Here is a 22,429-nt window from a genome sequence, read left to right as displayed (position 1 = left end):
GCTGGCGGCCTGGCCCGGGTTCTGCCAGATCGTTTTGGACGGATCCAGCGGCTTTGAATGGCACCCGGCCATGCGGTTGTAACTCATCTATCATAAGCGATCTGCTGTGATTTGGGTTAAAAAAATCACCTTTCGGCGGCAAATGATTTCAGATTTCAGCGAATAGGCCGCTATCTGGAACTGGACACTATCGCTGGTGCTGCCTGCCTCCCCCGGCATAAGAATTTTTTGATGAAAATCACTTTTTTACCGACCGGCAGGGCACAAATCCGGTAAGAACAGGAGTAATTCTATTAAAAGGCCTTATAATCAGTGAGATGATGGATAGCAAACCAGCCGAGATTAACCAGTACGGGACCTAAATGGATAAGCTTCGAGACAGCATGCCGGAAGGCACTGAGATTGACTGCTATGTCATCATGAAAGTGGTCGCCAGCGGTGGCTTCAGTCTGATCTATCTTGCTGAGGATGAAGACACCCAGGATGAGGTGATCATCAAGGAGTTCCTGCCGAAAAAACTCGCCCGCCGGGCCAGCAATGGCAAGGTGATGCCCCTTGAGGAGAAACAGGTCGACAACTTCAACCGCAGTCTGCGCCTGTTCTATCAGGAGGCGAAGGTGCTGGCCTCGCTGCGTCATCCCAATATCGTCCAGGTGAGAGGCTTCTTCCTGGCCAACAACACCGGCTACCTGGTGATGGACCACGAACGGGGTAAAAACCTGGCCAGCTACATCAAAAAGCGCAGCGGCAGTCTGAGTACCCGCTTCATCATGACGGTGTTTCCTCCGATCCTCGATGCGCTGAGTCAGATCCATTCACGCAATCTGCTGCATCTCGACATCAAGCCGAGCAATATCCATCTGCGCACCGGGGGCAACCCACTACTGCTCGATTTCGGCGCGGTCCATGAAGTGCGCAATGAGGGCACCCGCACAGGCCGGGTGGTAACCACCGGCTTCTCCCCGGTCGAGCAGTACTACCAATCCGGAAATGTCGGCCCCTGGAGCGATGTGTATGCCATTGGTGCCAGCATGCGCGCCTGCCTCGACGGCAAGGCGCCCCCCTCGGCCATCGAACGACACGCCAAAGAGAAGCTGAAACCCGCCGCACGCATCTACCGCCGACGCTACCCTGCCGCAATGCTGGAAGCGATCGACTGGGCGATGGAGATCGGCTACGAGAAGCGCCCGCAAAATGCCCGGGAGCTGCTGGATGCCCTGCAAAGCAACAACCCGGTCGAATCCGAAAGTTCGCTCTCCGAACTGCTCGATGAGAAGAGGGCGATCTCGTGAAGTATGAAACAGCCCAATGCAGCCTGATCGGCAATCGCTCGATGAACCAGGATCGCTGTCTGATCATGGAAGCCCCGGATGCCATTCTGCTTGCCCTGGCCGACGGTATGGGCGGCCACCCCAAAGGGGAGATGGCGGCGCAAATCCTCATGGATAACGCCCGCAAGGCCTTCCTCACCAGCCGCAAGCCGATCTCCAATCCACGCTTTTTTCTCTCCGGACTGATGGAGATGAGCCACCAGCAGATCACCGCCTTCGGCGATCGGCAGGAGCCACCCATCGAACCCCGGACTACCGGCGTGCTCTGTCTTGTACAGGAAGACACCGCCTACTGGGCGCACATCGGCGACAGCCGTCTCTACATCATGCGTGACGGCGTGATCCACCTGCGCACCGACGACCACTCCTATGTGGAACATCTGCGGCAGCAGGGCTTGATCTCGGCAGCCCAGGTGCATACCCACAAATTCCGCAACTATGTCACCCGCTGCCTGGGTGGAAACAGCAACCGGCCGGTTGCCGAACTCAGTGGCCCCCATGATCTGAAACAGGGTGATGTGGTGTTACTCTGCAGCGATGGTTTCTGGGGTCCCCTGCCGGAACGGCCGATGGTGGACAACCTCTATAAAAACAGCGCGCCACTGCTGAACAATATCAGTGAGCTTGCCAAACAGGCCGAGACAAAAAGCAACCCAGAGAGCGATAACGTCACAGTGGTTGCTCTGCGTTGGCGGGCGAGTGAGGCCAAGCTGACGCCTGCCGATTTCAGTATGTCGCTGGCGAAAAAGAACCGGGGCATCCTGGATCACCCCGAAGAGAGTGTCGATGTCAGCCAGGCGATCGAGGATCTGCGCAAGATGGTCGACGACCTGGATGAGGAGTGAGCTGAGTCTTTCTGCTCAAGCCGGTCGCCGGATCACTCTTCCCCGGTCGATCCCTCAGCCGACTCACCACCCGACTGCTTGACCAGCCGATAGGCAAAAAGAATCAGGAAGGCGCCTGCCGTTGCGGTGAGGATATTGCTGAGACTCAATCCACCTGAGTTGCCGATCCCCAGAAATTCACCGATGTAACCGCCTACCAGAGCGCCGGCGATACCCAGCAGCATGGTGACGAAAATGCCGCCGCCATCCTTGCCCGGCATCAGCCATTTGGCCAATGCACCAGCGATCAGCCCCAGAATCACCCAAGAAATTATCCCCATCTCATCCACTCCTCATCGACTACCGGGCAACCGTTTACAGCCGGCTCACGGCAAAAGTATCGCATTTTTTCAGGTCACCGTTCTGAAAGCCCACCTGAAACCACTTCACACGCTGGGCTGAGCTTCCATGGGTAAAGGAGTCCGGACTGACATACCCCTTGGACTGCTTCTGCAATCGATCATCGCCGATGGCGCTGGCGGCGGTCAGCCCCTCTTCGATATCCCCGGACTCAAGCAACTGACGGGAGCGATCGGCGTTGAAGGCCCAGATCCCGGCAAAACAGTCTGCCTGCAACTCCTGCCGGACCGACAGCTTGTTGCCCTCCACTTCACTCAGTGAAGCCTTCGCTTTATGCACCTCTTTCGAGATCCCCAAGAGGGTTTGCACATGGTGGCCGACTTCATGGGCAATCACATAGGCCTGGGCAAAATCACCCGGCGCCTTGAAACGCTTTTTCAGATCATCAAAGAAGCTGAGGTCGATATAGACTTTATGGTCACCAGGACAGTAGAAGGGGCCCATCGCCGCCTGACCGAAGCCGCAGGCTGTCTTGGTGGCGCCACGGAACAGCACCAGATTGGGCTCCTTGTATTCGGAACCCATCTTGCGGAACAGCTGATGCCAGGTATCTTCCGTATCAGCCAGCACCACCGAGACGAACTTCACCAGCTCCTGCTCTTGTGCACTCTGCTTGACCGGCTGACCGCCACCGGTGGAGAGATTCTCACCACCGGAACCGCCACCCAGCATGCTGCCCAGATTACCACTCAGCAGACCATAGGCACCGATTGCCAGAACCGCGACGATACCGCCTTTGACACCAAACAGTTTGAAGACCATTGGCAGCAGATTGAGTAGTCCGCCACCGCCTCCCCCCAATCCCAGGGGTGAGGGGGAACGCATTCCCCGGCGATCTTCCACATTGCTGCTTTTTCGTTGTCCACGCCAGCGCATGAGCTGTTCCTCAATCCCCTTGCAGTACCTTGGCTACCAGATCGGAGAGACCGTCGCCACCCTGTGATTGCAGAAAAGAGAGTACGATCGGAACGAACTTGCCGATCATCCCAGCATCCAGATCGAGCTTGGAAAAACCGCTGGCCAGCGAAGCCATATTGCCCAACTGTTCACCACCGATTGCGGAGGCCACACCACCAAGCAAGCCACCCAGACCACCTGAGTCTTCACTGGGGGCGGCATCGATCAGAGACTCGATTCCGGGGACCGCATTCGTGACCTGACTGAAGTCTCCGGAAGAGAGCTGATCTTTCACCAGACCGAACAGCAGACCCGCGCCACCCTCAGCCTGCTCTTGACTAACACCGGCACCCGATATCAGTTGTTGTACCAATTCCATCATTGTTATTTCCCCCGTGATCCACAAGGTTGTCGTTGTTGAGCCATAAAGAAATCACAATCCCGCTTGATCAATGAATTGTCATCAGCGTATAAGTATAGCGATTTCCAAAGGCGGTATGCTTCACAGAGTCTACCCCAAACCCGAAGATAGACCAGTACTGAAGGTAAATCTTTGTCAACTATCTCAGGACCAGCAACATGACCAACAATAACATTCTGCTCGGTGGCAATGGTGATCGACAGATAGTGCTCAACGCCGGGATGGCGAACCGTCACGGCCTGATCACAGGAGCCACCGGAACCGGCAAAACCGTAACCCTTCAAGTATTGGCGGAATCCTTCTCCCGCCTCGGCGTACCGGTATTTACCGCGGATGTGAAAGGGGATCTCTCCGGTCTTGCCGGTGCCGGCAAGGCTCACCCGAAGATCACCGAACGACTCGACTATATCAAGATCGATGCGCACGACTTCGAGCCCTGCCCGGTACTCTTCTGGGATGTGTTCGGCAAACAGGGACATTCGGTTCGTACGACGGTCTCGGAAATGGGCCCGACCCTGCTGGCCAATCTGCTGGAACTCAACGAGACCCAGGAGGGCGTGCTGCAGATCGCCTTCAGCCTGGCGGATGACGAAGGGCTGCTGCTGCTCGACCTGAAAGATCTGCGTGCCATGCTCAACTGGGTTGCGGACAACGCCAAGGATCTGGAACGGGAATATGGCCGGGTCTCCCGGCAGAGCGTGACGGCCATTCTGCGACGCCTGCTGACCCTGGAGGAGGCGGGGGGTGAAATCTTCTTCGGCGAACCGGCACTGCACATCGAGGATCTGATGCAGAACGACTTCTCCGGCCGGGGGGTGGTGAGCATTCTCGATGCTACAACCCTTTATCACTCACCCCGTATCTACGCCACCTTTCTGCTCTGGCTGCTCTCCGAACTGATGGAGGAGCTGCCGGAACGGGGAGATGCGGATCTGCCAAAGCTGGTGTTCTTTTTTGACGAAGCCCACCTGCTGTTCAGCCATGCGCCGAAGGCGCTGCTGGAGAAGATCACCCAGGTGGTGCGGCTGATCCGCTCCAAGGGGGTCGGGGTGTTTTTTGTCACCCAGTATCCCAACGATGTGCCGGATCAGGTCATCGGTCAACTGGGTAACCGTATCCAGCACGCCCTGCGGGCCTTCACCCCGAAGGACAGAAAAGCGGTGAAAGCGGCGGCAGAGACCTTCCGTGAGAACCCGGCCTTCGACACCGAAGAGATGATCAGCAATCTGGGCGTCGGTGAAGCCCTGATCTCCACCCTGGATGAAAAGGGTGTGCCAAGCATGGTGGAGAAGACCCTGATGTCCCCACCCCGCTCCCAGTTCGGCCCGGTCAGTGAAGCAGAGCGCAAAAAGATCCTCGCTCGTTCGCCGCTGAAATCGAAATATGGCGAGGCGGTCGATCGGGAGTCCGCCTATGAACTGTTGAAAAAACGGGAAGAGGAGCTGATCAAGCGTCGCGAGGAGCAGGCCAAATCCGAGGAACAGGAGAAACAGGCCAAGCGCAGCAAGAGTCGCAGCGGCGGTTCAAGAAGACAGGGGGTTGGTGAGGCGTTTGCCAAATCGATCGCCCGGGCGATCGGTTCCAGGCTGGGCAAGCAGATCATTCGCGGCATCCTCGGCTCGATCATGGGGAAAGGCTAGGACCTGCTAACACCATGTGCGGCAGATTCTACCTCGATGTGATGATGGATGAGCTGGAAGGCTACTTCTCCCTGGAAGCCTCAACCATCTCCCTCAAACCCAGATACAATATCGCTCCTTCCCAGGATATCCTGGCGGTGGCAGCACCGAACGGAGCGCGAGTTCTGGGCGGTTTTCATTGGGGCCTGATCCCCTTCTGGGCCAAGGATGAAAAGATCGGCTACAAAACGATCAACGCCCGGGCTGAGACGGTGCACAGCAAACCGGCCTACCGTGCCGCCTTCAAATACCGACGCTGCCTGATTCCCTGCAGCGGCTTTTTCGAATGGAAAAAAGAGAACAACATCAAGCAGCCCTACTGCTTCCGCCCAACCAGCCAACCGATGTTCGCTCTGGCCGGTCTCTATGAGCACTGGCAGGATCAATCGGGCCGGGAGATCGACTCCTGCACCATTCTGGTCGGCGAGGCGAATCAGGATGTGGCGCCGATTCATGACCGTATGCCGATCATTCTCCAACCTGAGGATTTCGACTGTTGGCTGGATCCCCAGGTACAGACAAAGGAGCAACTGCTGCCCCTGTTGAGACAGGCGGCGCCCGGTGAGGTTGATCACTACCCGGTCAGCCGTGCCGTAAACAGCCCAGGTAACGATAACGCTGACCTGATCAAGGATATTTCAAACTCGGATCAATTCAGACTGACTTGAAACGGAATCTCCCTTATCTCCGGGCACCGACTCAAACCATCCGCAGCGAGTCAGCCATTTGATTGCCGGTCCAATAGCAACTAGGCTGACATCTCCATTTCATTCAACCATAATAGCGCCCCGACAATCACAACGGCCTTCAATCCCTTAAGGAGCGACATGAGACCTTCCGGACGCCAACCCGATCAGCTGAGAGAGATCAGCATCACCCGTAACTTTACCAAGCATGCTGAAGGATCCGTCCTGGTCTGCTTTGGCGACACCCAGGTACTCTGTACCGCCAGCGTCGATGAATCTGTACCCAGATTTCTCAAGGGCGCGGGCCAAGGCTGGATCACCGCCGAGTATGGCATGCTCCCGAGGTCGACCACCGATCGCATGGGTCGTGAGGCTGCCCGGGGTAAGCAGAGCGGCAGAACCCAGGAGATACAGCGATTGATCGGACGCTCGCTGCGTGCCGCCGTGGATCTGAAAGCGTTGGGCGAAAGAACCATCACCCTGGATTGCGATGTCATCCAGGCCGATGGCGGCACCCGAACCGCTTCCATTACCGGCGCCTGTGTCGCGCTGGTCGATGCCATTGAACATACCCGTGCGGCAGGACTGCTGGAACAGAGTCCGTTGCTGGGTATGGTGGCCTCCGTCTCGGTGGGCATTTACCAGGGTACCCCGGTACTGGATCTGGACTACGCGGAAGACTCCAATGCCGAAACCGACATGAACGTGGTGATGAATGAAAATCAGGGGTTCATCGAGGTGCAGGGAACCGCAGAAGGCGATACCTACAGCCGCGAAGAGTTGAATGCCATGCTGGATCTGGCAGACCAGGGCATTCAACAGATCTGCCAGATTCAGAAACAGGCGCTGGGTGGTTAAACCTGGGGGTGCGTGGTGCCCTCCGGGTCTGTGATCTCGCCTCCTGTTAAGCTTCAATTCAAGCTTATCGGTTAAGAGTCTGGATTCAGGGATGGCGTTTACCAGAGTGATCACCAACACTAACAGTGCAGTCAAATCAGAGAAACAGGTAGAGTGAAATGACAGGACATCATTCAGGTGAACGGATCGTACTGGCCAGTAACAATGCGGGCAAAGTCAGGGAGATCAATCAGCTATTGGCCAGCGAACAGATTACCGTTGTACCACAAAAGGATTTCAATATTCCGGACGCCATTGAAGATGGTCTCAGTTTTGTTGAAAACGCCATCAAGAAGGCCCGCCATGCATCGAGTCTGAGTGGCCTGCCGGCCATCGCAGACGACTCGGGTATCGAGGTCGACGCACTGAATGGGGCACCCGGCATCTACTCAGCCCGCTTCGCAGGAGCGGGGGCCTCTGACGAAGAGAATCTGCAGAAACTGCTGAGCCACATCGAAGATATACCGGAAGAGAGACGCACAGCCCGCTTCCAATGCCTGATGGTCTACATGCGTCACGCGGAAGATCCGACCCCTATCATCTGCCAGGGCAGTTGGGAGGGCCGAATTCTTTTTGAACCGCAAGGCGAGAACGGATTTGGATACGACCCCATATTTTATGTCCCCACCCATGACTGCAGTTCGGCACAACTGGAGCCGCAGACCAAGAACAGCCTGAGCCATCGCGGGCAGGCACTGAAGGCCCTGTTGCAGGCACTCTCGGTTTAATTATCTTAACTCCACAAATGAATGCGAATATCAATCGCGTAACTTCCTGAGCTTCAGGTTTTTGATATAACGCTAGTGGATGTCAATCGCGAAATAAGCCCCTCTCCCTTGATGGGAGAGGGGTTGGGGAGAGGGTGTACGCGAAGCGTTTCACCTGGCTAAAAATAGTGAATCCGTGGAGTCAGGTAAAAAACGCATCGAGTTCTTATGAAGATCAAAGTGCCGATTCTCCCCCTCTCCCCCGGCCCCTCTCCCGCAAGGGGAGAGGGGAGTTTATATCCCCACCAATATGCGCTTATTTATGGACTCAATCAAAACACTTAACGCATCATATTCCACGTATAGCTACCGGAACTGGTAATCGTGTAACTTCCTGAGCTTCAGGTTTTTGATATAACGCTAGTGGACGTCAATCGCGAAATAAGCCCCTCTCCCGCAAGGGGAGAGGGGAGTTTATATCCCCACCCATTTGTTTTTATTAGCGGACTTAATCAAACAGTCAACGCATCATATTCCACATATAGTTACCGGGACTGGTAATCGTGTAACTTCCTGAGCTTCAGATTTTTGATATAACGCTAGTGGACGTCAATCGCGAAATAAGCCCCTCTCCCTTGATGGGAGAGGGGTTGGGGAGAGGGTGTACGCGAAGCGTTTCACCTGGCTAAAAATAGTGAATCCGTGGAGTCAGGTAAAAAACGCATCGAGTTCTTATGAAGATCAAAGTGCCGATTCTCCCCCTCTCCCCCGGCCCCTCTCCCGCAAGGGGAGAGGGGAGTTTATATCCCCACCAATATGCGCTTATTTATGGACTCAATCAAAACACTTAACGCATCATATTCCACGTATAGCTACCGGAACTGGTAATCGTGTAACTTCCTGAGCTTCAGGTTTTTGATATAACGCTAGTGGACGTCAATCGCGAAATAAGCCCCTCTCCCGCAAGGGGAGAGGGGAGTTTATATCCCCACCCATTTGTTTTTATTAGCGGACTTAATCAAACAGTCAACGCATCATATTCCACATATAGTTACCGGGACTGGTAAAGGAGTCGACACCCCGGTTCATATCGCTGCCCATGCGATTCATGGTTGGCCCCATGGTAGCAACCGATGGCGTCATCACCTGCATGCTCTGGCGCATGGCATCCAGATCATCCGCCATCAGTTTGTACATATCCGACATATGTTGATCCACTTCGACAAACTCATGGCTCATGATTTTCATATCCTTGGACATCAGGGATATCTTCTCCCCCATGCCATTCATACTGACCTTCATCTCACGCATATCGTGAGACATATCCCCCATGTGACCACGCATGGCCCGCATGGATAGCATCATGTCATACATCACCAACAACATGATCATTGCACCGAGCCAGGAACCGATCACCACACTGACCACACCCCAGTTGATCTTTTTGTCCTTGATATTCATTTTTGTGCCGGCCTCTTTGCAATAAGAAGAAGGATCCCCTGACTGATGAATCAGGAGCCCATGATGGTAGTCATTCAGGATTCTCAGGATCTGGAGATAAAATTGTAACACCGGTTTATGACATAACTGTCAATCCGGCAGGCAAGGATGACAATTCAATTGGACATCGATGCAACATTTGTAGCCACTATGATTCGTGTTTATTTGCAGTTAAATAATCCAGCAACGAATGCTCACCATCATTCCAACACAGGCTGGATCAGAAGCACGAAACAAGAAATCCATTCAATCCTCGGACTCATTCACCAAGTATCTAGTCAGTGCATGAGTCTAACGTGATTATCAGGAAAACTCTGAAATTAATCCTGCAGTGATTAATAAATTCACAAGGGAGCGAACGATCGGTTCACGCATCCGTCTCATGCAGGGCAATCACCGTTTTACTGTTGATCGCACCATCCAGATGGCGCTGCTTGATCGCCAGGTAGTCAGGCCGTTCAAAGAACGCTTGCATCACTGCTCGATTTGGAAAATCGATGGTAAAGACCCGGTTGATCGGTTGATCGGTTTTTGAACGTAACACTTCAGCAATCTTGAAATCGTAACCGAAGGCGGCGCCGATTGAGTTCAATATCGGCTCCATCTCCTCACGATACTTTTGATACGCCTCATCATCCGTGACATTCAGCCCCATGATTCTTTCAAAACCCATAATCACGCCTCACAAGTAATTAATTGAGCAATTCAATAAGATGTTTTGATGATCAGTTCTGCCTCAGCCGTAGACCACGTCCGGCAGCCAGGTAGCCAATTGCGGCCAGTAGGCCAACAGGCCGAGCATCAGCAGCTGAATGACAATGAACGGTGCCACGCCGCGATAGATGGCCGTGGTGGAGATCTGCTTTGGCGCCACACCACGCAGATAGAACAGAGCGAAACCGAAAGGCGGGGTGAGAAACGAGGTCTGCAGATTGATGGCGATCATCACCCCAAGCCAGACCGGATCCAATCCCATCGCCAACAGGATTGGCCCAACGATCGGCACCACCACAAAGGTGATCTCGATGAAGTCGAGGATAAACCCCAGCAGGAACATCACCAGCATCACCACGACCATCGCACCGACCACTCCACCCGGCAGATCGGTCAGCAACTCGGTCACCACCTCATCGCCACCGAAACCACGAAACACCAAGGAGAAGAGTGAGGCGCCGATGAAGATCATGAACACCATGCTGGTGACTTTGGTTGTGCCGGTAACCACCTCTTTGAGGGTTTTCAGATTGAGTTGCCTTTGACTGAAGGCCAGTAGCATGGCGCCGATCGCACCCACCGAAGCGGCTTCGGTTGGCGTCGCCAGACCACCAAGAATCGAGCCGAGCACGGCAACGATCAACAACAGCGGTGGCAGCAGGACTTTCAATGTCTTGGTCAGCAAGGCTCCCTTCTCCAGCTTCTCATCGACAGGGATCGCCGGCACCGATGCCGGCTTCACCACGGCGACGAAAATAATATAGAGCAGGTAGAGCAGCACCAGCATCAGCCCTGGCAGCAGTGCACCGACAAACAGATCGCCGACCGAGACCGTGTCCGGTGAAAAGATCCCCATGTCGAGCTGGGCCTGCTGATAAGCCGCCGAGAGTACATCCCCGAGCAGTACCAGTATGATCGATGGGGGAATGATCTGGCCGAGGGTGCCGGCAGCGCAGATCACCCCACAGGAGATGGCCGGATCATAATTACGCTTGAGCATGGTCGGCAGTGACAGCAGCCCCATAGTCACCACTGTCGCACCGACGATACCGGTACTGGCGGCCAGCAGCATACCGACGATGGTTACCGAGATACCGAGCCCACCACGCAGCGTACCAAACAGACTGGCCATGGTATCGAGCAGATTCTCCGCCACCCTGGAGCGCTCCAACATCACTCCCATGAAGACGAACAGGGGCACCGCGATCAAAGTCTCATTGGTCATGATGCCGTAGAGCCGATTCGGCAGCGCCTGCAGAAAGGCATCATCGAAGTGTCCGGTATAGGTCCCCAGCCAGGCAAAGGCCAGCGAGGTGCCGCCCAGGGAGAAAGCCACCGGGTAGCCGAACAGCAGCACCAGGCAGACCAGCAGGAACAGAACCAGAGGAAGATATTCAGCCATCACCCGTCACCTTCGGCAGGGGCTTCCCCCTGCCCCAGGAGCTGACTCAGACTGCGTACCGCCAGGGAGATCCCCTGCAGCACCAGTAACACCGCCATCACCAGGATCAGACTCTTCAGCAGAAACACACCCTCCAGCCCGCCGACCTCCCTGGAGCCCTCAAAGAGCGCCCAGGATTTGGCCACGTAGTCCCAGCTGATATAGAAAATGAACAGACAGACCGGCAGCAGCAGGGTCAGGGTACCGATCAGATCGACCCAGGCCCGGCCTCGCTCGGAGAACTTGCGGTAGATGATATCGACCCGCACATGACCTTCGTGCTTGAGGGTGTAGGCGGCCCCCACCAGAAACAGGGCCGCATGCATGAAGGTGACCGACTCCTGCAACCAGATCCAGCCAAGCTGAAAAACGTAGCGCAGTACCACCACGGCCACCGTAACCAGCACCATCAACAGGCTCAACCAGGATATCGCCTGCCCCAGTCTTTCATTGATCTGGTCGAATCCCCGGGCAAATTTTTCGATGGTTGCTAGAAAATGACTCATCAAACCCCGATCACCAGCGCAGCAGTATCCATTGGGGTACGGAAATATCGGTCGGGTCGTTGGAGCGGGAATCGAACTCCCCATCCCCATCCCGGTCGCTCATGTAGTAGGCAGGCCCGTTGTCCGGCTGAATCTTCACCATATAGAGCTGGCCATTGACCCGGTATTCGGTAATCGTACCCTCATCCCGTTTGATGATGGTGATATCGGGCTCGATCACTTCACCGTCGACGATCACCTCGGGCAGGGGCAGCTCCGGTGGCTCAGGTACTGCCTGATCCTCAGCGTAGAGCGGCAGACCAGAGAGCAGCGCGACACTCAACAGGGCTTTGACCAGGAGATTCAGCTTGTTCATCATGTCCTCCCTCCATGGGAGATTATTACAGCTCAAGCAGTATCTCCTGCTCCGCAGGAGAGGGCTCGAAGCGTCGTGTTTCGTAGTGGTTGAAGATGGCATCCACAACCTGTTGCGGCTGTTCGCAGACCTGCACCAGATCCAGGTCTTCCTGGTCGATGGTGCCGGCGGGGCAGAGCGTATCGCGAAACCAATCCAGCAGCCCACCCCAGAACTTGCCATCCACCAGGATGATCGGGATCTTACGGGTTTTGCCGGTCTGCACAAGGGTCAGGATCTCAGCCATCTCATCCAGGGTTCCAAACCCGCCCGGCAGCACCACATAGGCAGAGGCGTGCTTGACGAACATCACCTTGCGGGCAAAAAAGTGACGGAAGTTGAGCGAGATATCCTGATAGGGATTACCGGACTGCTCCATCGGCAGCTGGATATTCAGCCCGATGCTGGTGGACTTCCCCTCAAAGGCCCCCTTGTTGGCGGCCTCCATGATGCCGGGCCCTCCACCGCTGACCACGGAGAATCCACTGTCGGAGAGCAACCGGGCAATCTCTTCCGCCAGGGCGTAGTGAGGATGGTCCCGTGGCGTTCTTGCCGAGCCGAAAAAACTCACCGAAGGGCTGATCTGAGCCAGCTGCTCGAAACCCTCGACAAATTCGGCCATGATCTGAAAAACACGCCAGGATTCACGGGTCAGCTGACCCTCTGCGCCACCCCGGGGATTGCGGCGTCTGTCTTGTGTTATTACCATGAAATCTCTTCTTTTTTCTGGACGCTTACAGGGCTCTTTATCGCAGTTTGCCGAAACCAGCCCTGCCCTACCCATCATATCAGGCATTGACGCCAGTGTTGAAATCGATAACGCCACTGCGTACCCTTTCGCCTCTGTCCAGCAGCCGTAAAGACCACCGTTAAATGTCCGACCTCAACCCAAGACAACAGCAAGCGGTCAACTATATCGACACACCGCTACTGGTATTGGCGGGGGCCGGCAGCGGAAAAACCCGGGTCATCACCGCCAAGATCAGCTACCTGATCAAGCGCTGCGGACTCAACCCGCAGCAGATCACCGCGGTCACCTTCACCAACAAGGCGGCCCGGGAGATGAAAGCGCGGGTCGCCAAAACTCTGGGTGATCATCAACAGCAACTTCCGCGAATCTCCACCTTTCACAATCTGGGATTGAACATCGTCCGTCAGGAGCTGAAGAGGTTGGGCTATCGGTCGGGCTTCTCGATCTTTGACCAACAGGACAGCGCCGGACTGCTTAAGGATCTGTTACGCAAACAGAACCTGGGGGACGACTCGGTGGTGAACGCCGCCCAGTGGACCATATCCGCCTGGAAAAACGACCTGATCACTCCGGAGCAGGCCCTGCAGCAGGCGGAAAACGATCTGCAACAGGGGCAGGCACTTCTCTACGCGGCCTATCAGCGCAGTCTGAAGGCCTTCAACGCGGTCGATTTCGACGACCTGATCCTACTGCCGGTAAGTCTGTTTCGCAGCCATCCCCAGGTACTCGATCAGTGGCAGGACCGGATCCGCTATCTGCTGGTGGATGAGTACCAGGACACCAATCAGGCCCAATATGAGCTGGTCAAACTGTTGGCCGGGGTAAGGGCTGCGTTCACCGTGGTGGGGGACGACGATCAATCGATCTATGCCTGGCGAGGCGCCCGGCCGGAAAACCTGGCCCGTCTGCAGGCCGATTTCCCAACCCTGAAACTGATCAAGCTGGAGCAGAACTATCGCTCCAGTGGCCGCATCCTCAGATCTGCCAACCAGCTGATCAGCAAGAACCCCCATGTGTTTGAAAAGAAGCTCTGGAGTGAGCTCGGCCTTGGCCCGGAGTTGCGAGTCCTGGTCTGCCCCAATGAGGCCCAGGAGGCAGAGCGGGTGGTATCGGAAATCATCCACCTGAAGTTCACCGCCAAGGTCAACAACCGGGATTGCGCCATTCTCTACCGGGGTAATCATCAGGCGAAACTGTTCGAGAAGGCCCTGCGCAGCCATAACATTGCCTATTTTCTCAGTGGCGGTACCTCTTTCTTCTCCCGCACCGAAGTCAAAGACGGCATGGCCTATCTGCGACTGCTGGCCAATCCCACCGATGACAGCGCCTTTTTGCGCATCGTCAACACCCCGCGCCGGGAGATCGGTCCGACCACCCTGGAGAAACTTGCCGAGTATGCCCAGCAGCGTGGCAGCGCCTTGCTGCCCGCTTGCGAAGAGATTGGTCTGAAGAGCCTGCTCAGCAGTCGCCCCTATGAGCGCCTGCAGCACTTTTCCCAACTGATCCAACACCATGCGCAAAAGGCTGACTCGGATCCGGCAGCGGCCTTCCGCGCCCTGATCGAAGAGATCGACTACCTGGGCTGGCTGAAAGAGAATGCCAGCAGTGACGGCATCGCCGAGGCACGGATGGAGAATGTCACCGATCTGATGGACTGGTTGAAAGCCCTACAGCATGGTGAACTGCAGGAGAAGACCCTGGCGGAGATGGTCAACCATCTGACGCTGATGGACATGCTGCAGCGTCAGGAGGATGAAGGCGAACAGGATCAGGTCCACCTGATGACCCTGCACGCGGCCAAAGGACTGGAGTTCCCCCATGTTTTCCTGGTCGGCATGGAGGAGGAGTTGCTACCCCATCGCAGCAGCATCGAAGAGGACAACATCGAAGAGGAGCGCAGGCTGGCCTACGTGGGCATCACCCGGGCGCAACGCACCCTGACCATGAGCTATGCCAGTAAACGCAAACGTTTCGGTGAAATGGTTGCCGGAGAGCCGAGCCGCTTTCTGCAGGAGCTACCGGAAGAGGACCTGGTTTGGGAGGGCCGAGGCAACAAGCTCAGCAAGGAGGAGCAGCAGGCGCGGGGATCGGCCCATCTGGCCAATCTGAAATCGATGCTCAGTTGAACTGCCCGACAACCACACAACTGTGGCTGCCGGACGCTTTCATCACATACTCAGGATCCACTCCACAACGACGCGGATGTTCTCATCCGAGACATGGGCGTTGGGCGGCATGGGAATCTGTCCCCAGGTACCGACACCACCGGCCTTGACTTTCGCGACCAGCGTATCAACCGCTCCAGCGTCACCTTTGTATTTAGCGGCTACCTCTTTATAGGCTGGACCGACCACCTTGGTCTCGACCTGGTGACAGGCCATGCAACCGGAGGTGGTGGCGACGGCCAGCGCATCACCAGTTGGTGCAGCCGGAGCAGCAGCAGGTGCAGCTTCTTCAGCCGGGGCGGCCTCGGCGGCCGGCGCGGCCGCTGTTTCTGTGGCGGCAGGCGCACTCTCGGCAGCCGCTGCAGGCGCAGCCTCAGCAGGCTTTGCGGCACCTTCAACAGCCACCTTGCCGATCGGGGCAATTCGTTCCAGAACCTCTGGACGCTCTTCTGCGAAAAGCTGGGCAGAAACCAGCAGCGATGCGACAGCCACACCTGTCAACACACCAGACTTAGTTACAACATGGATACTCACGGGCATAATCCTCCGTATTTCAATCGATTGCGCCGCACGCCTTGTTCATGGACTTGCTTCAAGCCCTGAGCATGGCCTATTAGGGCCTGTTAACAATGGGCATTCCGAAAAACCCGGCGATTATACCCGTGGATGAAAAAAAGAGCGAACAGGGTTGGACGACACCTCCCGGGAGGGCTAAACTACGCATCGCTGTAATCACCGCGCTGCGGAGAGTTGCAGCACCTCAGCGCCCGTAGCTCAGCTGGATAGAGTACCGCCCTCCGAAGGCGGGGGTCACAGGTTCAAATCCTGTCGGGCGCGCCATCTCACACCTCGACTTACCCGCAACACCCACATCAGGCACAGCCGATTGAGAGCCGATCGCTCTATTTTCAGTGGCCAACAGACTCCATCGGCACTCTGCAAAAAAAAAAGCGCCCTGCAGAACAGGGCGCAATCATCCTAACTCTGTGGAGTGTTGAGAAACTACGACTCGGCCATGGTTTTGTCGCGCTTGAAGAACCTCATCATCACCAGACCGGAGAGTAACAGCAGCAGTGCAGGAGGTGCCGGTACGGCAGTGACATTGCCATCCCTGACCGCCCAGACACGCAGCTCATCCCCATCTACACTGGTTGCACCCTGAATACCCAGGTGAAAGTGCAGGAAGTAGGCCATCTGATCGTTGCCGGCCACGGTGGTTTCAGACCAGTAACCCCGGTATTGCAGATTTTGAAAGGGGTTGTAGTTGCTGGAGGTCGGATTGGGTATCTCTGCAGGATCCTGCCCTGCCTCGGCGATGATCGCCGGATAGCCCAGATTGACATAGTACATAAAGGCCAACTCACTGCTCAGGCCGGTTTCGTCGTACCAGGTCCCATCACTGGGTGTAAAGGTGGTGGGCAGACGCCAATCATCATATACAACGCCACGAACCGTATCCTCATAGACCAGGCTATCGACCCAGGCAGAGGCGTCATTGTAGTTCAGCTTACCTGCATCCTGCTCACCATTTTCATAGGTGACCTTGTAGGAGGAAGCGTCCTGAAGCCAGGTGACGTCCAGCACGGTATCATAGATCAGTCCACCACCCTGATCGATCAGAGCAGCTTGTGAATGCGCTGCAAACAGGCTCGTGAAGAGCAGCGCAATAGAAAGATACCAGCTTTTTTTACCCATCGAATGTAGACTCCGTCCAATAACTTTCCGTAAGCAAATGCAAATAGTATGCCTAACATATTAATACCATTAATTTCAGGGTGTTATGTATTTATTCCTTTAGTTCTTATGAGGTTTTGTAAAGAAACTCGACACTCTTCAAACCGTTGCAGGCTTGCCCTGCCACGGGGCCCACAACTGATCTCTCCTGCCCTGCAGACGGAAGCATAATTTGTTCAGGCTCCGCAGCAAGACCCAAACCGCCCCGGATTACACATATCTCAACACGCACTGTTGCGTCGCTGGATGATTGCAATAAACTAACCGGCAAAAAACAGATCACAGGGAAGACCAGCAGAACATTCAATGGTCACTCATATTTCACAAACCGACCCATGGGAGCCAATAGCCCGATGAAATCCTTTCGAGTAACGATCCTGACCCTGCTATTTACGCCGATGCTTCTCCAGGCCCAGGAGGTCAGTATCACTGAACCACAAGCAAACCTGTTGATCACCGGCGCTTCATACGCCAAAGCCTGGCCGATCAGTCAGGTGGATTGCCTGAAAGTGACCAACACCGGAGTCAACGGTGCAGTTTCAAGTGAAGTTCGTGATCGATTTGAACAGGATTTGCTCGCCAGCAAACCCAAAGCTGTCATCATCTGGGGATACATCAACGATTTTTCCAACCACCCAAGAGAGGTTGCCGATCAGACTGGGGAGGCTGCCTTTCAAAATGTCAAAGCGATGGCGGAAACCGCCCAGCAGGCCGGTATCACACCGGTAATGGCAACAGAAATCACCATGGGTCTACCTGACTCATTCATGGATACGCTGGTAAGGTGGATCAACAACATCCGCGGAAAGCAGAGCTTCCAGGACTACATCAGCACCAATGTCATGGCTGTGAATGAGCGGGTCAGGATCTACGCGAATCAGATGGGATTCCCGATGCTGGACATTGAAAAGGTGATGACCAACGAAGAGGGGAACAGAAAGGTTGGCTACTACACCGAGGATTACTCCCATATTACCAAAGCTGCCTACCAGGCGCTGGATGCCCATGCCCTGCCGATCCTGCAAGAGAGCCTGATAAAATCCTTCAATTTGTGCGCTGAGTAAGCCAATCCGACTTCGTTTTGGACAGTCGACCAAAGCGGTCGACTGCCCCAAACAGGGCTCTTCCGACTACGTCGAACTCAGGGTTGATCAGATCGACAGGCCGTTACAGTTGGTGGTGTAGATCGCGGTTATCCGGTCTTTGGTTACCCGCAGATTCTCTACCGCCAACCGATAGGTTTCAGGGATACCCACCTCAGACCGCTCGGCCGGATAGGGCTGATTGTTCTTACCCATCACGAAGACCCGCTGAGCCAGCACGGCCTGCAGGGAGTGAAAATTGCCTTTCGATTTGATCCCGCGGGCATTCAGGTCATGCACCACCTGATTGACATTATCCAGTCGATAGACCCGACCCTCCTCTTCCTGGTAGAGGGTATGAGCCTGCCCATCGGCATCGATAGCGATCACTTTTTCAACCATGACCAGAGTATCAGGTGCATAGGGGACACCCACTGCCTGCTTGGAATCCAGGGATTCTGCATAGAGAAAAGAGACTTGAGTCATGCCGAATACCAGAACCAAAATGCTCTGAATCATAAACATGAAATGTTTCATAAATACCTCCTGAGACCGCATCAACGGGCTCAACTTTAAATTGCCACTATGGCGTTTGTGCACCAGGTCGTTTTCATCCTTTGACCTTAAACTAGCTCGTGAAACTTAAACGAAACTTAATCCCAAGCGTTCTTTTTTCAAAGTGTGAACAGTAACTTAAGTGTTAATTAAGGGTTAAGAAATCAAACCTGAAAGGAAGCGTGGACTGCCAAGCGAACAGACATGCTATATACTCATCGCGGTGACCGGGGGGAGTTGCGGCAAGTGAGAAACCACCGCCATACGCAACAAACAGTCACCAACAATAACCAGAACAGAGACACAGAGACCGATTGGATTTCCCTATGCCGAAGCAAACATTGACCCGTTTGGCAGCACCGATACTGCTGATCACACAACTTCCAGCCTGCACCGGTATTGGCGGGGTATCCGGCGAGATGCCGCTGCGCATTGAAACTCAGCCGAGTGGTGCAACGGTCTACATACTGGACGAAGCCCTGGGCGTCACCCCTCTGGAAGTCACCCAGAATCAGCTCTATCCCGCCGCCTACGACGCGGGTAAAGCCGAACTGTACGGCAAAATCGTGATCCGCAAACCGACCTGCGAGGCATTCAGCCAGCGGATCAAATATCAGGATTTCTCAAAGGGTTTACAGGTCAAACTGAACTGCGAAGATGGCGCTGAACAGAGTAAAGGTTCAGCTACAGTCGAAACCGCCCCGGCGCAACAACCGAGCAGACAGCCCGTTACTGCACAGCCGCCTGAGCAGCAGGTCAAACCGGTGGAACCCGCAACAGCTGAAACCCAGCCAGCCAATCCCAGTATCAAGGCACGCCTGCAGAGACTGGAAAACCTTCGAAGTGAGGCTGTGATCAGTGAAGAGGAGTATCGTGCGACAAGAAAAAGGATACTCAATGAGCTCTGAGCGTAGCTGCTTATGCGCCTGCAAAGGCTGGAACAGAGAATTGAAGGGAGAAGTCCGGCAACCTGCAAGCGATGCAGGCTGCCGATCGGTTCGGATTAATATGGGTTACTTGGCCAGCAGGCGGACATAGCTGAGCACACCGGCTATCTCCTCTTCTGAAAGTATGCCTTTCCAGCCAGGCATCAGGGTGTTACCTGGCGTTCCATTGGTAATTATATTCATCAGCTCACTGTTCGGATGCTTGTTCAGCTCACTGGCATCGGTGAGATTCTGAGCATTCATGGTCAGCAGTTCTGTCAACGGACCATCCCCCATGCCACCACGACCGTGGCAGGCAACACAGCGCGACATATAGACATCGTGACCCAATTCCGGATCCCCTGGCAGAGCGTGCTTGCTGTTCTGCAGAAAACGGATATAGGTCATCAGTGAACGGATCTGATTCTCCGGCATCGCCAGCCCCCACTTGGGCATCGCACTTTTCTCTGAACCATGTGCGATGGTGCCTTTGATCAGACCGAACAAGCGTTCATCGTCTGTCTTGCCATCGCTGGTGAGATCCGATGGTGACATATCCAGTTTGCCGGCCAGCGGGCCATCCCCTTTGCCGCTGGTACCATGGCACAGGAAGCAGGTTTGATTGAACAGGGAATATCCTTCATAGGCACTGCCTGCGTTAGCCGCAGACAGGGTCAGACAAAACAGGCTGAACACTGCGGCAATCTTGACCACTCTGGTAACAATTCTACTCATGAGTCTTTCCTCAATTGGTTCTCTCACGCCACCTGTATGGTGGCGTTGTCTGGGTATGGATTCTGCGACCGATACAGCGTCAGCCGATTAATAACCGGCAAACAGTTGAAACATCCACTTGCTGTCACGCTCATCGGGACGCGAATCGATACCGCTGCCACTCTCTTTGACATAGTAGAGCTCGAAGCGGATGTTTTGCGAGAACATATAGTTGCCACCAACGGTTGTGGCGTTGAACTTGTTGTCGTTATCCGAGCCGTCATCCAAAGTCCGATAGGCGAGAAATACATTCGCCTTGTTTGGCAGCAGTCCCAATTGTCCAAGGATGGCAAATGAATCCGCATCATCCGCACCATTACAAAATCCGCTGTCGGCAAAATGAGTCAAACCGCTGTTGGCGGCATCGGTGCCTTCGCATTGACCATAGCTGCCATAAACACCCAGAGGCATATTCCCCACATTGCCCTGCGCCTGCGCATCGATGACCCAGCCATCGGTCGGGATGACAGTATCCTCACCGTGATTCCTGGTTTCCGCATCACCGGTCCAGACCTGAACACCGAAACCGGTGTCCCAACTACCGATGAACGGGGTATAGGCCGCCCGGATATAGTGGGCCAGACCGGAAGGTTTCACGGTCATGTTGTTCTCTTCCCAACCCGGTGTCCAGGGGGTGTAGTTGACGAAATAGTTGTGTCCGGACGCGACCAGGGCGATACCGGTCGCTTCACCGCTTCCCAGACCCAGAGCCTGAGCGGCGCTGAAGCCTTTGCGCTCTTCGATTGGACGTTGTGAACGTTGCGCGCCGGTATTGAGCAGCTCGAAACCGTAAGCCGAGCCCAGTCCATCAGTGGAGAAAGGAATCGCACTCAACTGGGTTGCACCGGCTTTGGCTACATTGAAGTGAACTTTGGTGGAGAGGAAGGAGTTGGCGTCGGTCAGCCCGAGCTCCATCAGGAAGCCTGCATCCTTGGCCAGCTTACCACCGACCAGCAGAGCCGCCTCATCCGGCCATTCGATCTGACCATGATCGGATCCTTCATCTGTGTTGCCGTTGGTCTTCTGGTATCTGAGTTTGGTAATCACAGAGGCGTTGAGCATCAAAGGCAGAGAGATGTCGTCCCCTTCGATCATCCCCTGCCCACCGGTCAGGGTGTAGCCACCGGATCTGAATGAACGGCCAAACGAGTTAAGCGCTGGAAATTGCTGAAAATGGCAGGCTGTGCAAGGCATGCTCGTCTGGCGGGCAAAGGCCGGTACCGCCTCGGCTTGATTGCTGACTGAAAATCCCCCCAGCAGCAGCAACAGGCACATCGCATAACGATGCAGGTTCACAAGATTCTGACTCATCGAATTCTCCCATTAGAAAGCTAAACGACCAGGCCTGATCTGTTGAGTACCATTGAAAATACCCTTCAGGTAACAATGATCAGCAACGCGCCAAAAACAACCCGGAATTCACCAGCGACGATCCACCTGGTGCGGAGGTGATCGTTGCGGTCATCAAATCAGATGGAGAGGAGTCGTCTCTTGGCAAAGACAAAACAAAGCACACATGTGCCTGGTATTAAGAACACAGTCAGTGTCAATCAGGTCGGGTACTCTGAGGCAAACCAAATCACTCATTCTGCAGGAGATGCCATGGGAATTATCCGTGATCGACATACATACTGCCTGAGAATATGTCGATCACGCCAATCCCTTCTTATTGTTGTCTGTACGACACAGACCACCCCATCCATCCTCACTTGTCTCACCGCTATCCCCCGGAATCCCAGCGAGCAGTTTACTACCCATCGGACCCCATAGCGTACTTGTTACTTTTTGTGAAACAGTAACAAAACCCTAACAAGACTCATGTTTTTTTATTATGGGGTGATACCCTACTTTTGGAGGGTAGTAATACCCCTACACGCAAACCCGATACAGCTAACGAGATTGACCCATACAGCGTGAATCGAGGCTGGGAAACTCGACAATTCGACTTAACCGTTAGAGTATTGAACCTGGATGTGGAACAGACTGCCTTATATTCAAACTTGCCAAACAGTTTCGGGTAACGCC

At 54.8% G+C, this 22,429-nt stretch carries 23 protein-coding genes and 1 tRNA gene; 10 read left to right on the top strand and 14 right to left on the bottom strand.

Annotation, left to right across the window (positions count from 1 at the left end):
• The first annotated feature begins 362 nt into the window (after positions 1-362).
• Positions 363-1,292, top strand: coding sequence for a serine/threonine protein kinase (locus A3193_RS17960; RefSeq protein WP_069002712.1), 930 nt, complete (start codon positions 363-365; stop codon positions 1,290-1,292).
• Positions 1,289-2,176, top strand: coding sequence for a PP2C family protein-serine/threonine phosphatase (locus A3193_RS17955; protein WP_069002711.1), 888 nt, complete (start codon positions 1,289-1,291; stop codon positions 2,174-2,176). Before A3193_RS17960 ends, A3193_RS17955 begins: the two co-directional genes overlap by 4 nt.
• Before the next feature lie 32 nt (positions 2,177-2,208).
• Here A3193_RS17955 and A3193_RS17950 read toward each other — a convergent pair whose 3' ends face one another.
• The 3 genes from A3193_RS17950 to A3193_RS17940 are packed head-to-tail and all read right to left on the bottom strand — an operon-like array spanning position 2,209 to position 3,854.
• Positions 2,209-2,496, bottom strand: coding sequence for a GlsB/YeaQ/YmgE family stress response membrane protein (locus A3193_RS17950; protein WP_069002710.1), 288 nt, complete (start codon positions 2,494-2,496; stop codon positions 2,209-2,211).
• Positions 2,497-2,530: 34 nt separating this feature from the next.
• Entirely contained in the window at positions 2,531-3,451 is a 921-nt protein-coding gene (ypfJ, locus tag A3193_RS17945; protein WP_069002709.1) for a KPN_02809 family neutral zinc metallopeptidase, read from the bottom strand.
• A 10-nt stretch (positions 3,452-3,461) separates the two neighbouring features.
• A complete protein-coding gene (locus A3193_RS17940) occupies positions 3,462-3,854 on the bottom strand; it encodes a DUF2780 domain-containing protein (protein ID WP_305782051.1) in 393 nt (130 codons plus the stop codon).
• 197 nt (positions 3,855-4,051) lie between these two features.
• On the opposite strand from A3193_RS17940, the gene A3193_RS17935 reads away from it, so the two are divergent.
• The 4 genes from A3193_RS17935 to rdgB all read left to right on the top strand — a co-directional run bounded on the left by A3193_RS17935 (position 4,052) and on the right by rdgB (position 7,883).
• The gene (locus A3193_RS17935) at positions 4,052-5,533 is read left to right on the top strand and encodes a helicase HerA-like domain-containing protein (RefSeq protein WP_069002708.1); all 1,482 of its coding nucleotides are present in this window, start codon (positions 4,052-4,054) and stop codon (positions 5,531-5,533) included.
• A gap of 14 nt (positions 5,534-5,547) precedes the next feature.
• Complete coding sequence (locus A3193_RS17930; protein WP_069002707.1) at positions 5,548-6,240, top strand: SOS response-associated peptidase; 693 nt, start codon at positions 5,548-5,550, stop codon at positions 6,238-6,240.
• 159 nt (positions 6,241-6,399) lie between these two features.
• The gene (gene rph / locus A3193_RS17925) at positions 6,400-7,116 is read left to right on the top strand and encodes a ribonuclease PH (protein WP_069002706.1); all 717 of its coding nucleotides are present in this window, start codon (positions 6,400-6,402) and stop codon (positions 7,114-7,116) included.
• A 158-nt stretch (positions 7,117-7,274) separates the two neighbouring features.
• Positions 7,275-7,883: an RdgB/HAM1 family non-canonical purine NTP pyrophosphatase gene (gene rdgB / locus A3193_RS17920; protein WP_069002705.1), complete on the top strand. Its 609-nt coding sequence runs from the start codon at positions 7,275-7,277 to the stop codon at positions 7,881-7,883.
• A 1,005-nt stretch (positions 7,884-8,888) separates the two neighbouring features.
• Here rdgB and A3193_RS17915 read toward each other — a convergent pair.
• The 6 genes from A3193_RS17915 to A3193_RS17890 all read right to left on the bottom strand — a co-directional run bounded on the left by A3193_RS17915 (position 8,889) and on the right by A3193_RS17890 (position 13,126).
• Positions 8,889-9,323, bottom strand: coding sequence for a hypothetical protein (locus A3193_RS17915; RefSeq protein WP_069004024.1), 435 nt, complete (start codon positions 9,321-9,323; stop codon positions 8,889-8,891).
• A gap of 406 nt (positions 9,324-9,729) precedes the next feature.
• A complete protein-coding gene (locus A3193_RS17910) occupies positions 9,730-10,035 on the bottom strand; it encodes a DUF1330 domain-containing protein (protein WP_069002906.1) in 306 nt (101 codons plus the stop codon).
• A gap of 63 nt (positions 10,036-10,098) precedes the next feature.
• Positions 10,099-11,478 (bottom strand): TRAP transporter large permease, encoded by a 1,380-nt coding sequence (locus tag A3193_RS17905; RefSeq protein WP_201258715.1) that lies wholly within the window; start codon positions 11,476-11,478, stop codon positions 10,099-10,101.
• The gene (locus A3193_RS17900) at positions 11,478-12,023 is read right to left on the bottom strand and encodes a TRAP transporter small permease subunit (RefSeq protein ID WP_069002908.1); all 546 of its coding nucleotides are present in this window, start codon (positions 12,021-12,023) and stop codon (positions 11,478-11,480) included. The genes A3193_RS17905 and A3193_RS17900 overlap by 1 nt, the downstream gene beginning before the upstream one ends.
• A 10-nt stretch (positions 12,024-12,033) precedes the next feature.
• Positions 12,034-12,381: a DUF2782 domain-containing protein gene (locus tag A3193_RS17895; RefSeq protein ID WP_083218108.1), complete on the bottom strand. Its 348-nt coding sequence runs from the start codon at positions 12,379-12,381 to the stop codon at positions 12,034-12,036.
• A gap of 22 nt (positions 12,382-12,403) precedes the next feature.
• Positions 12,404-13,126 (bottom strand): LOG family protein, encoded by a 723-nt coding sequence (locus A3193_RS17890; protein WP_069002909.1) that lies wholly within the window; start codon positions 13,124-13,126, stop codon positions 12,404-12,406.
• A 164-nt stretch (positions 13,127-13,290) separates the two neighbouring features.
• Between A3193_RS17890 and rep the strand changes: the two genes are divergently transcribed.
• Positions 13,291-15,294, top strand: a complete 2,004-nt coding sequence (gene rep, locus A3193_RS17885) for a DNA helicase Rep (protein ID WP_069015428.1) — start codon at positions 13,291-13,293, stop codon at positions 15,292-15,294.
• Between the two features lie 42 nt (positions 15,295-15,336).
• Here rep and A3193_RS17880 read toward each other — a convergent pair whose 3' ends face one another.
• Positions 15,337-15,867, bottom strand: a complete 531-nt coding sequence (locus tag A3193_RS17880; RefSeq protein WP_235615035.1) for a c-type cytochrome — start codon at positions 15,865-15,867, stop codon at positions 15,337-15,339.
• 229 nt (positions 15,868-16,096) lie between these two features.
• On the opposite strand from A3193_RS17880, the gene A3193_RS17875 reads away from it, so the two are divergent.
• Positions 16,097-16,173, top strand: a tRNA-Arg gene (locus A3193_RS17875).
• A gap of 162 nt (positions 16,174-16,335) precedes the next feature.
• On the opposite strand, the gene A3193_RS17870 is transcribed toward A3193_RS17875, so the two are convergent.
• A complete protein-coding gene (locus A3193_RS17870) occupies positions 16,336-17,028 on the bottom strand; it encodes an Lcl C-terminal domain-containing protein (RefSeq protein WP_069015427.1) in 693 nt (230 codons plus the stop codon).
• 392 nt (positions 17,029-17,420) lie between these two features.
• Here A3193_RS17870 and A3193_RS17865 point away from each other — a divergent pair, with 392 nt between their 5' ends.
• The gene (locus A3193_RS17865) at positions 17,421-18,131 is read left to right on the top strand and encodes a GDSL-type esterase/lipase family protein (protein WP_162272422.1); all 711 of its coding nucleotides are present in this window, start codon (positions 17,421-17,423) and stop codon (positions 18,129-18,131) included.
• An 87-nt stretch (positions 18,132-18,218) separates the two neighbouring features.
• Here the strand turns inward: A3193_RS17865 and A3193_RS17860 are convergent, their stop codons facing one another.
• Positions 18,219-18,686, bottom strand: coding sequence for a hypothetical protein (locus A3193_RS17860; RefSeq protein WP_069002914.1), 468 nt, complete (start codon positions 18,684-18,686; stop codon positions 18,219-18,221).
• Positions 18,687-19,030: 344 nt separating this feature from the next.
• Here A3193_RS17860 and A3193_RS17855 point away from each other — a divergent pair, with 344 nt between their 5' ends.
• Positions 19,031-19,612 (top strand): PEGA domain-containing protein, encoded by a 582-nt coding sequence (locus tag A3193_RS17855; RefSeq protein WP_069002915.1) that lies wholly within the window; start codon positions 19,031-19,033, stop codon positions 19,610-19,612.
• A 105-nt stretch (positions 19,613-19,717) separates the two neighbouring features.
• Here the strand turns inward: A3193_RS17855 and A3193_RS17850 are convergent, their stop codons facing one another.
• Positions 19,718-20,365: a c-type cytochrome gene (locus tag A3193_RS17850; protein WP_069015425.1), complete on the bottom strand. Its 648-nt coding sequence runs from the start codon at positions 20,363-20,365 to the stop codon at positions 19,718-19,720.
• A gap of 87 nt (positions 20,366-20,452) precedes the next feature.
• A complete protein-coding gene (locus tag A3193_RS17845; RefSeq protein WP_069015424.1) occupies positions 20,453-21,715 on the bottom strand; it encodes a hypothetical protein in 1,263 nt (420 codons plus the stop codon).
• Positions 21,716-22,429 lie beyond the last annotated feature (714 nt).

It is taken from the genome of Candidatus Thiodiazotropha endoloripes (genome assembly GCF_001708965.1).
Lineage (GTDB): Bacteria > Pseudomonadota > Gammaproteobacteria > Chromatiales > Chromatiaceae > Thiodiazotropha > Thiodiazotropha endoloripes.
Note: the sequence above shows the minus strand (reverse complement) of the source record. Positions and strands in the feature narration are given on the sequence as shown.

Excerpts from the sequence above, each read along its gene's own strand:
- A3193_RS17960 (WP_069002712.1), top strand. The coding sequence starts at position 363 with ATGGATAAGCTTCGAGACAGCATGCCGGAAGGCACTGAGATTGACTGC.
- A3193_RS17950 (WP_069002710.1), bottom strand. The coding sequence starts at position 2,496 with ATGGGGATAATTTCTTGGGTGATTCTGGGGCTGATCGCTGGTGCATTG.
- ypfJ (WP_069002709.1), bottom strand. The coding sequence starts at position 3,451 with ATGCGCTGGCGTGGACAACGAAAAAGCAGCAATGTGGAAGATCGCCGG.
- A3193_RS17940 (WP_305782051.1), bottom strand. The coding sequence starts at position 3,854 with ATGATGGAATTGGTACAACAACTGATATCGGGTGCCGGTGTTAGTCAA.
- A3193_RS17935 (WP_069002708.1), top strand. The coding sequence starts at position 4,052 with ATGACCAACAATAACATTCTGCTCGGTGGCAATGGTGATCGACAGATA.
- A3193_RS17930 (WP_069002707.1), top strand. The coding sequence starts at position 5,548 with ATGTGCGGCAGATTCTACCTCGATGTGATGATGGATGAGCTGGAAGGC.
- rph (WP_069002706.1), top strand. The coding sequence starts at position 6,400 with ATGAGACCTTCCGGACGCCAACCCGATCAGCTGAGAGAGATCAGCATC.
- rdgB (WP_069002705.1), top strand. The coding sequence starts at position 7,275 with ATGACAGGACATCATTCAGGTGAACGGATCGTACTGGCCAGTAACAAT.
- A3193_RS17915 (WP_069004024.1), bottom strand. The coding sequence starts at position 9,323 with ATGAATATCAAGGACAAAAAGATCAACTGGGGTGTGGTCAGTGTGGTG.
- A3193_RS17910 (WP_069002906.1), bottom strand. The coding sequence starts at position 10,035 with ATGGGTTTTGAAAGAATCATGGGGCTGAATGTCACGGATGATGAGGCG.
- A3193_RS17905 (WP_201258715.1), bottom strand. The coding sequence starts at position 11,478 with ATGGCTGAATATCTTCCTCTGGTTCTGTTCCTGCTGGTCTGCCTGGTG.
- A3193_RS17900 (WP_069002908.1), bottom strand. The coding sequence starts at position 12,023 with ATGAGTCATTTTCTAGCAACCATCGAAAAATTTGCCCGGGGATTCGAC.
- A3193_RS17895 (WP_083218108.1), bottom strand. The coding sequence starts at position 12,381 with ATGATGAACAAGCTGAATCTCCTGGTCAAAGCCCTGTTGAGTGTCGCG.
- A3193_RS17890 (WP_069002909.1), bottom strand. The coding sequence starts at position 13,126 with ATGGTAATAACACAAGACAGACGCCGCAATCCCCGGGGTGGCGCAGAG.
- rep (WP_069015428.1), top strand. The coding sequence starts at position 13,291 with ATGTCCGACCTCAACCCAAGACAACAGCAAGCGGTCAACTATATCGAC.
- A3193_RS17870 (WP_069015427.1), bottom strand. The coding sequence starts at position 17,028 with ATGGGTAAAAAAAGCTGGTATCTTTCTATTGCGCTGCTCTTCACGAGC.
- A3193_RS17865 (WP_162272422.1), top strand. The coding sequence starts at position 17,421 with ATGAAATCCTTTCGAGTAACGATCCTGACCCTGCTATTTACGCCGATG.
- A3193_RS17860 (WP_069002914.1), bottom strand. The coding sequence starts at position 18,686 with ATGAAACATTTCATGTTTATGATTCAGAGCATTTTGGTTCTGGTATTC.
- A3193_RS17855 (WP_069002915.1), top strand. The coding sequence starts at position 19,031 with ATGCCGAAGCAAACATTGACCCGTTTGGCAGCACCGATACTGCTGATC.
- A3193_RS17850 (WP_069015425.1), bottom strand. The coding sequence starts at position 20,365 with ATGAGTAGAATTGTTACCAGAGTGGTCAAGATTGCCGCAGTGTTCAGC.
- A3193_RS17845 (WP_069015424.1), bottom strand. The coding sequence starts at position 21,715 with ATGAGTCAGAATCTTGTGAACCTGCATCGTTATGCGATGTGCCTGTTG.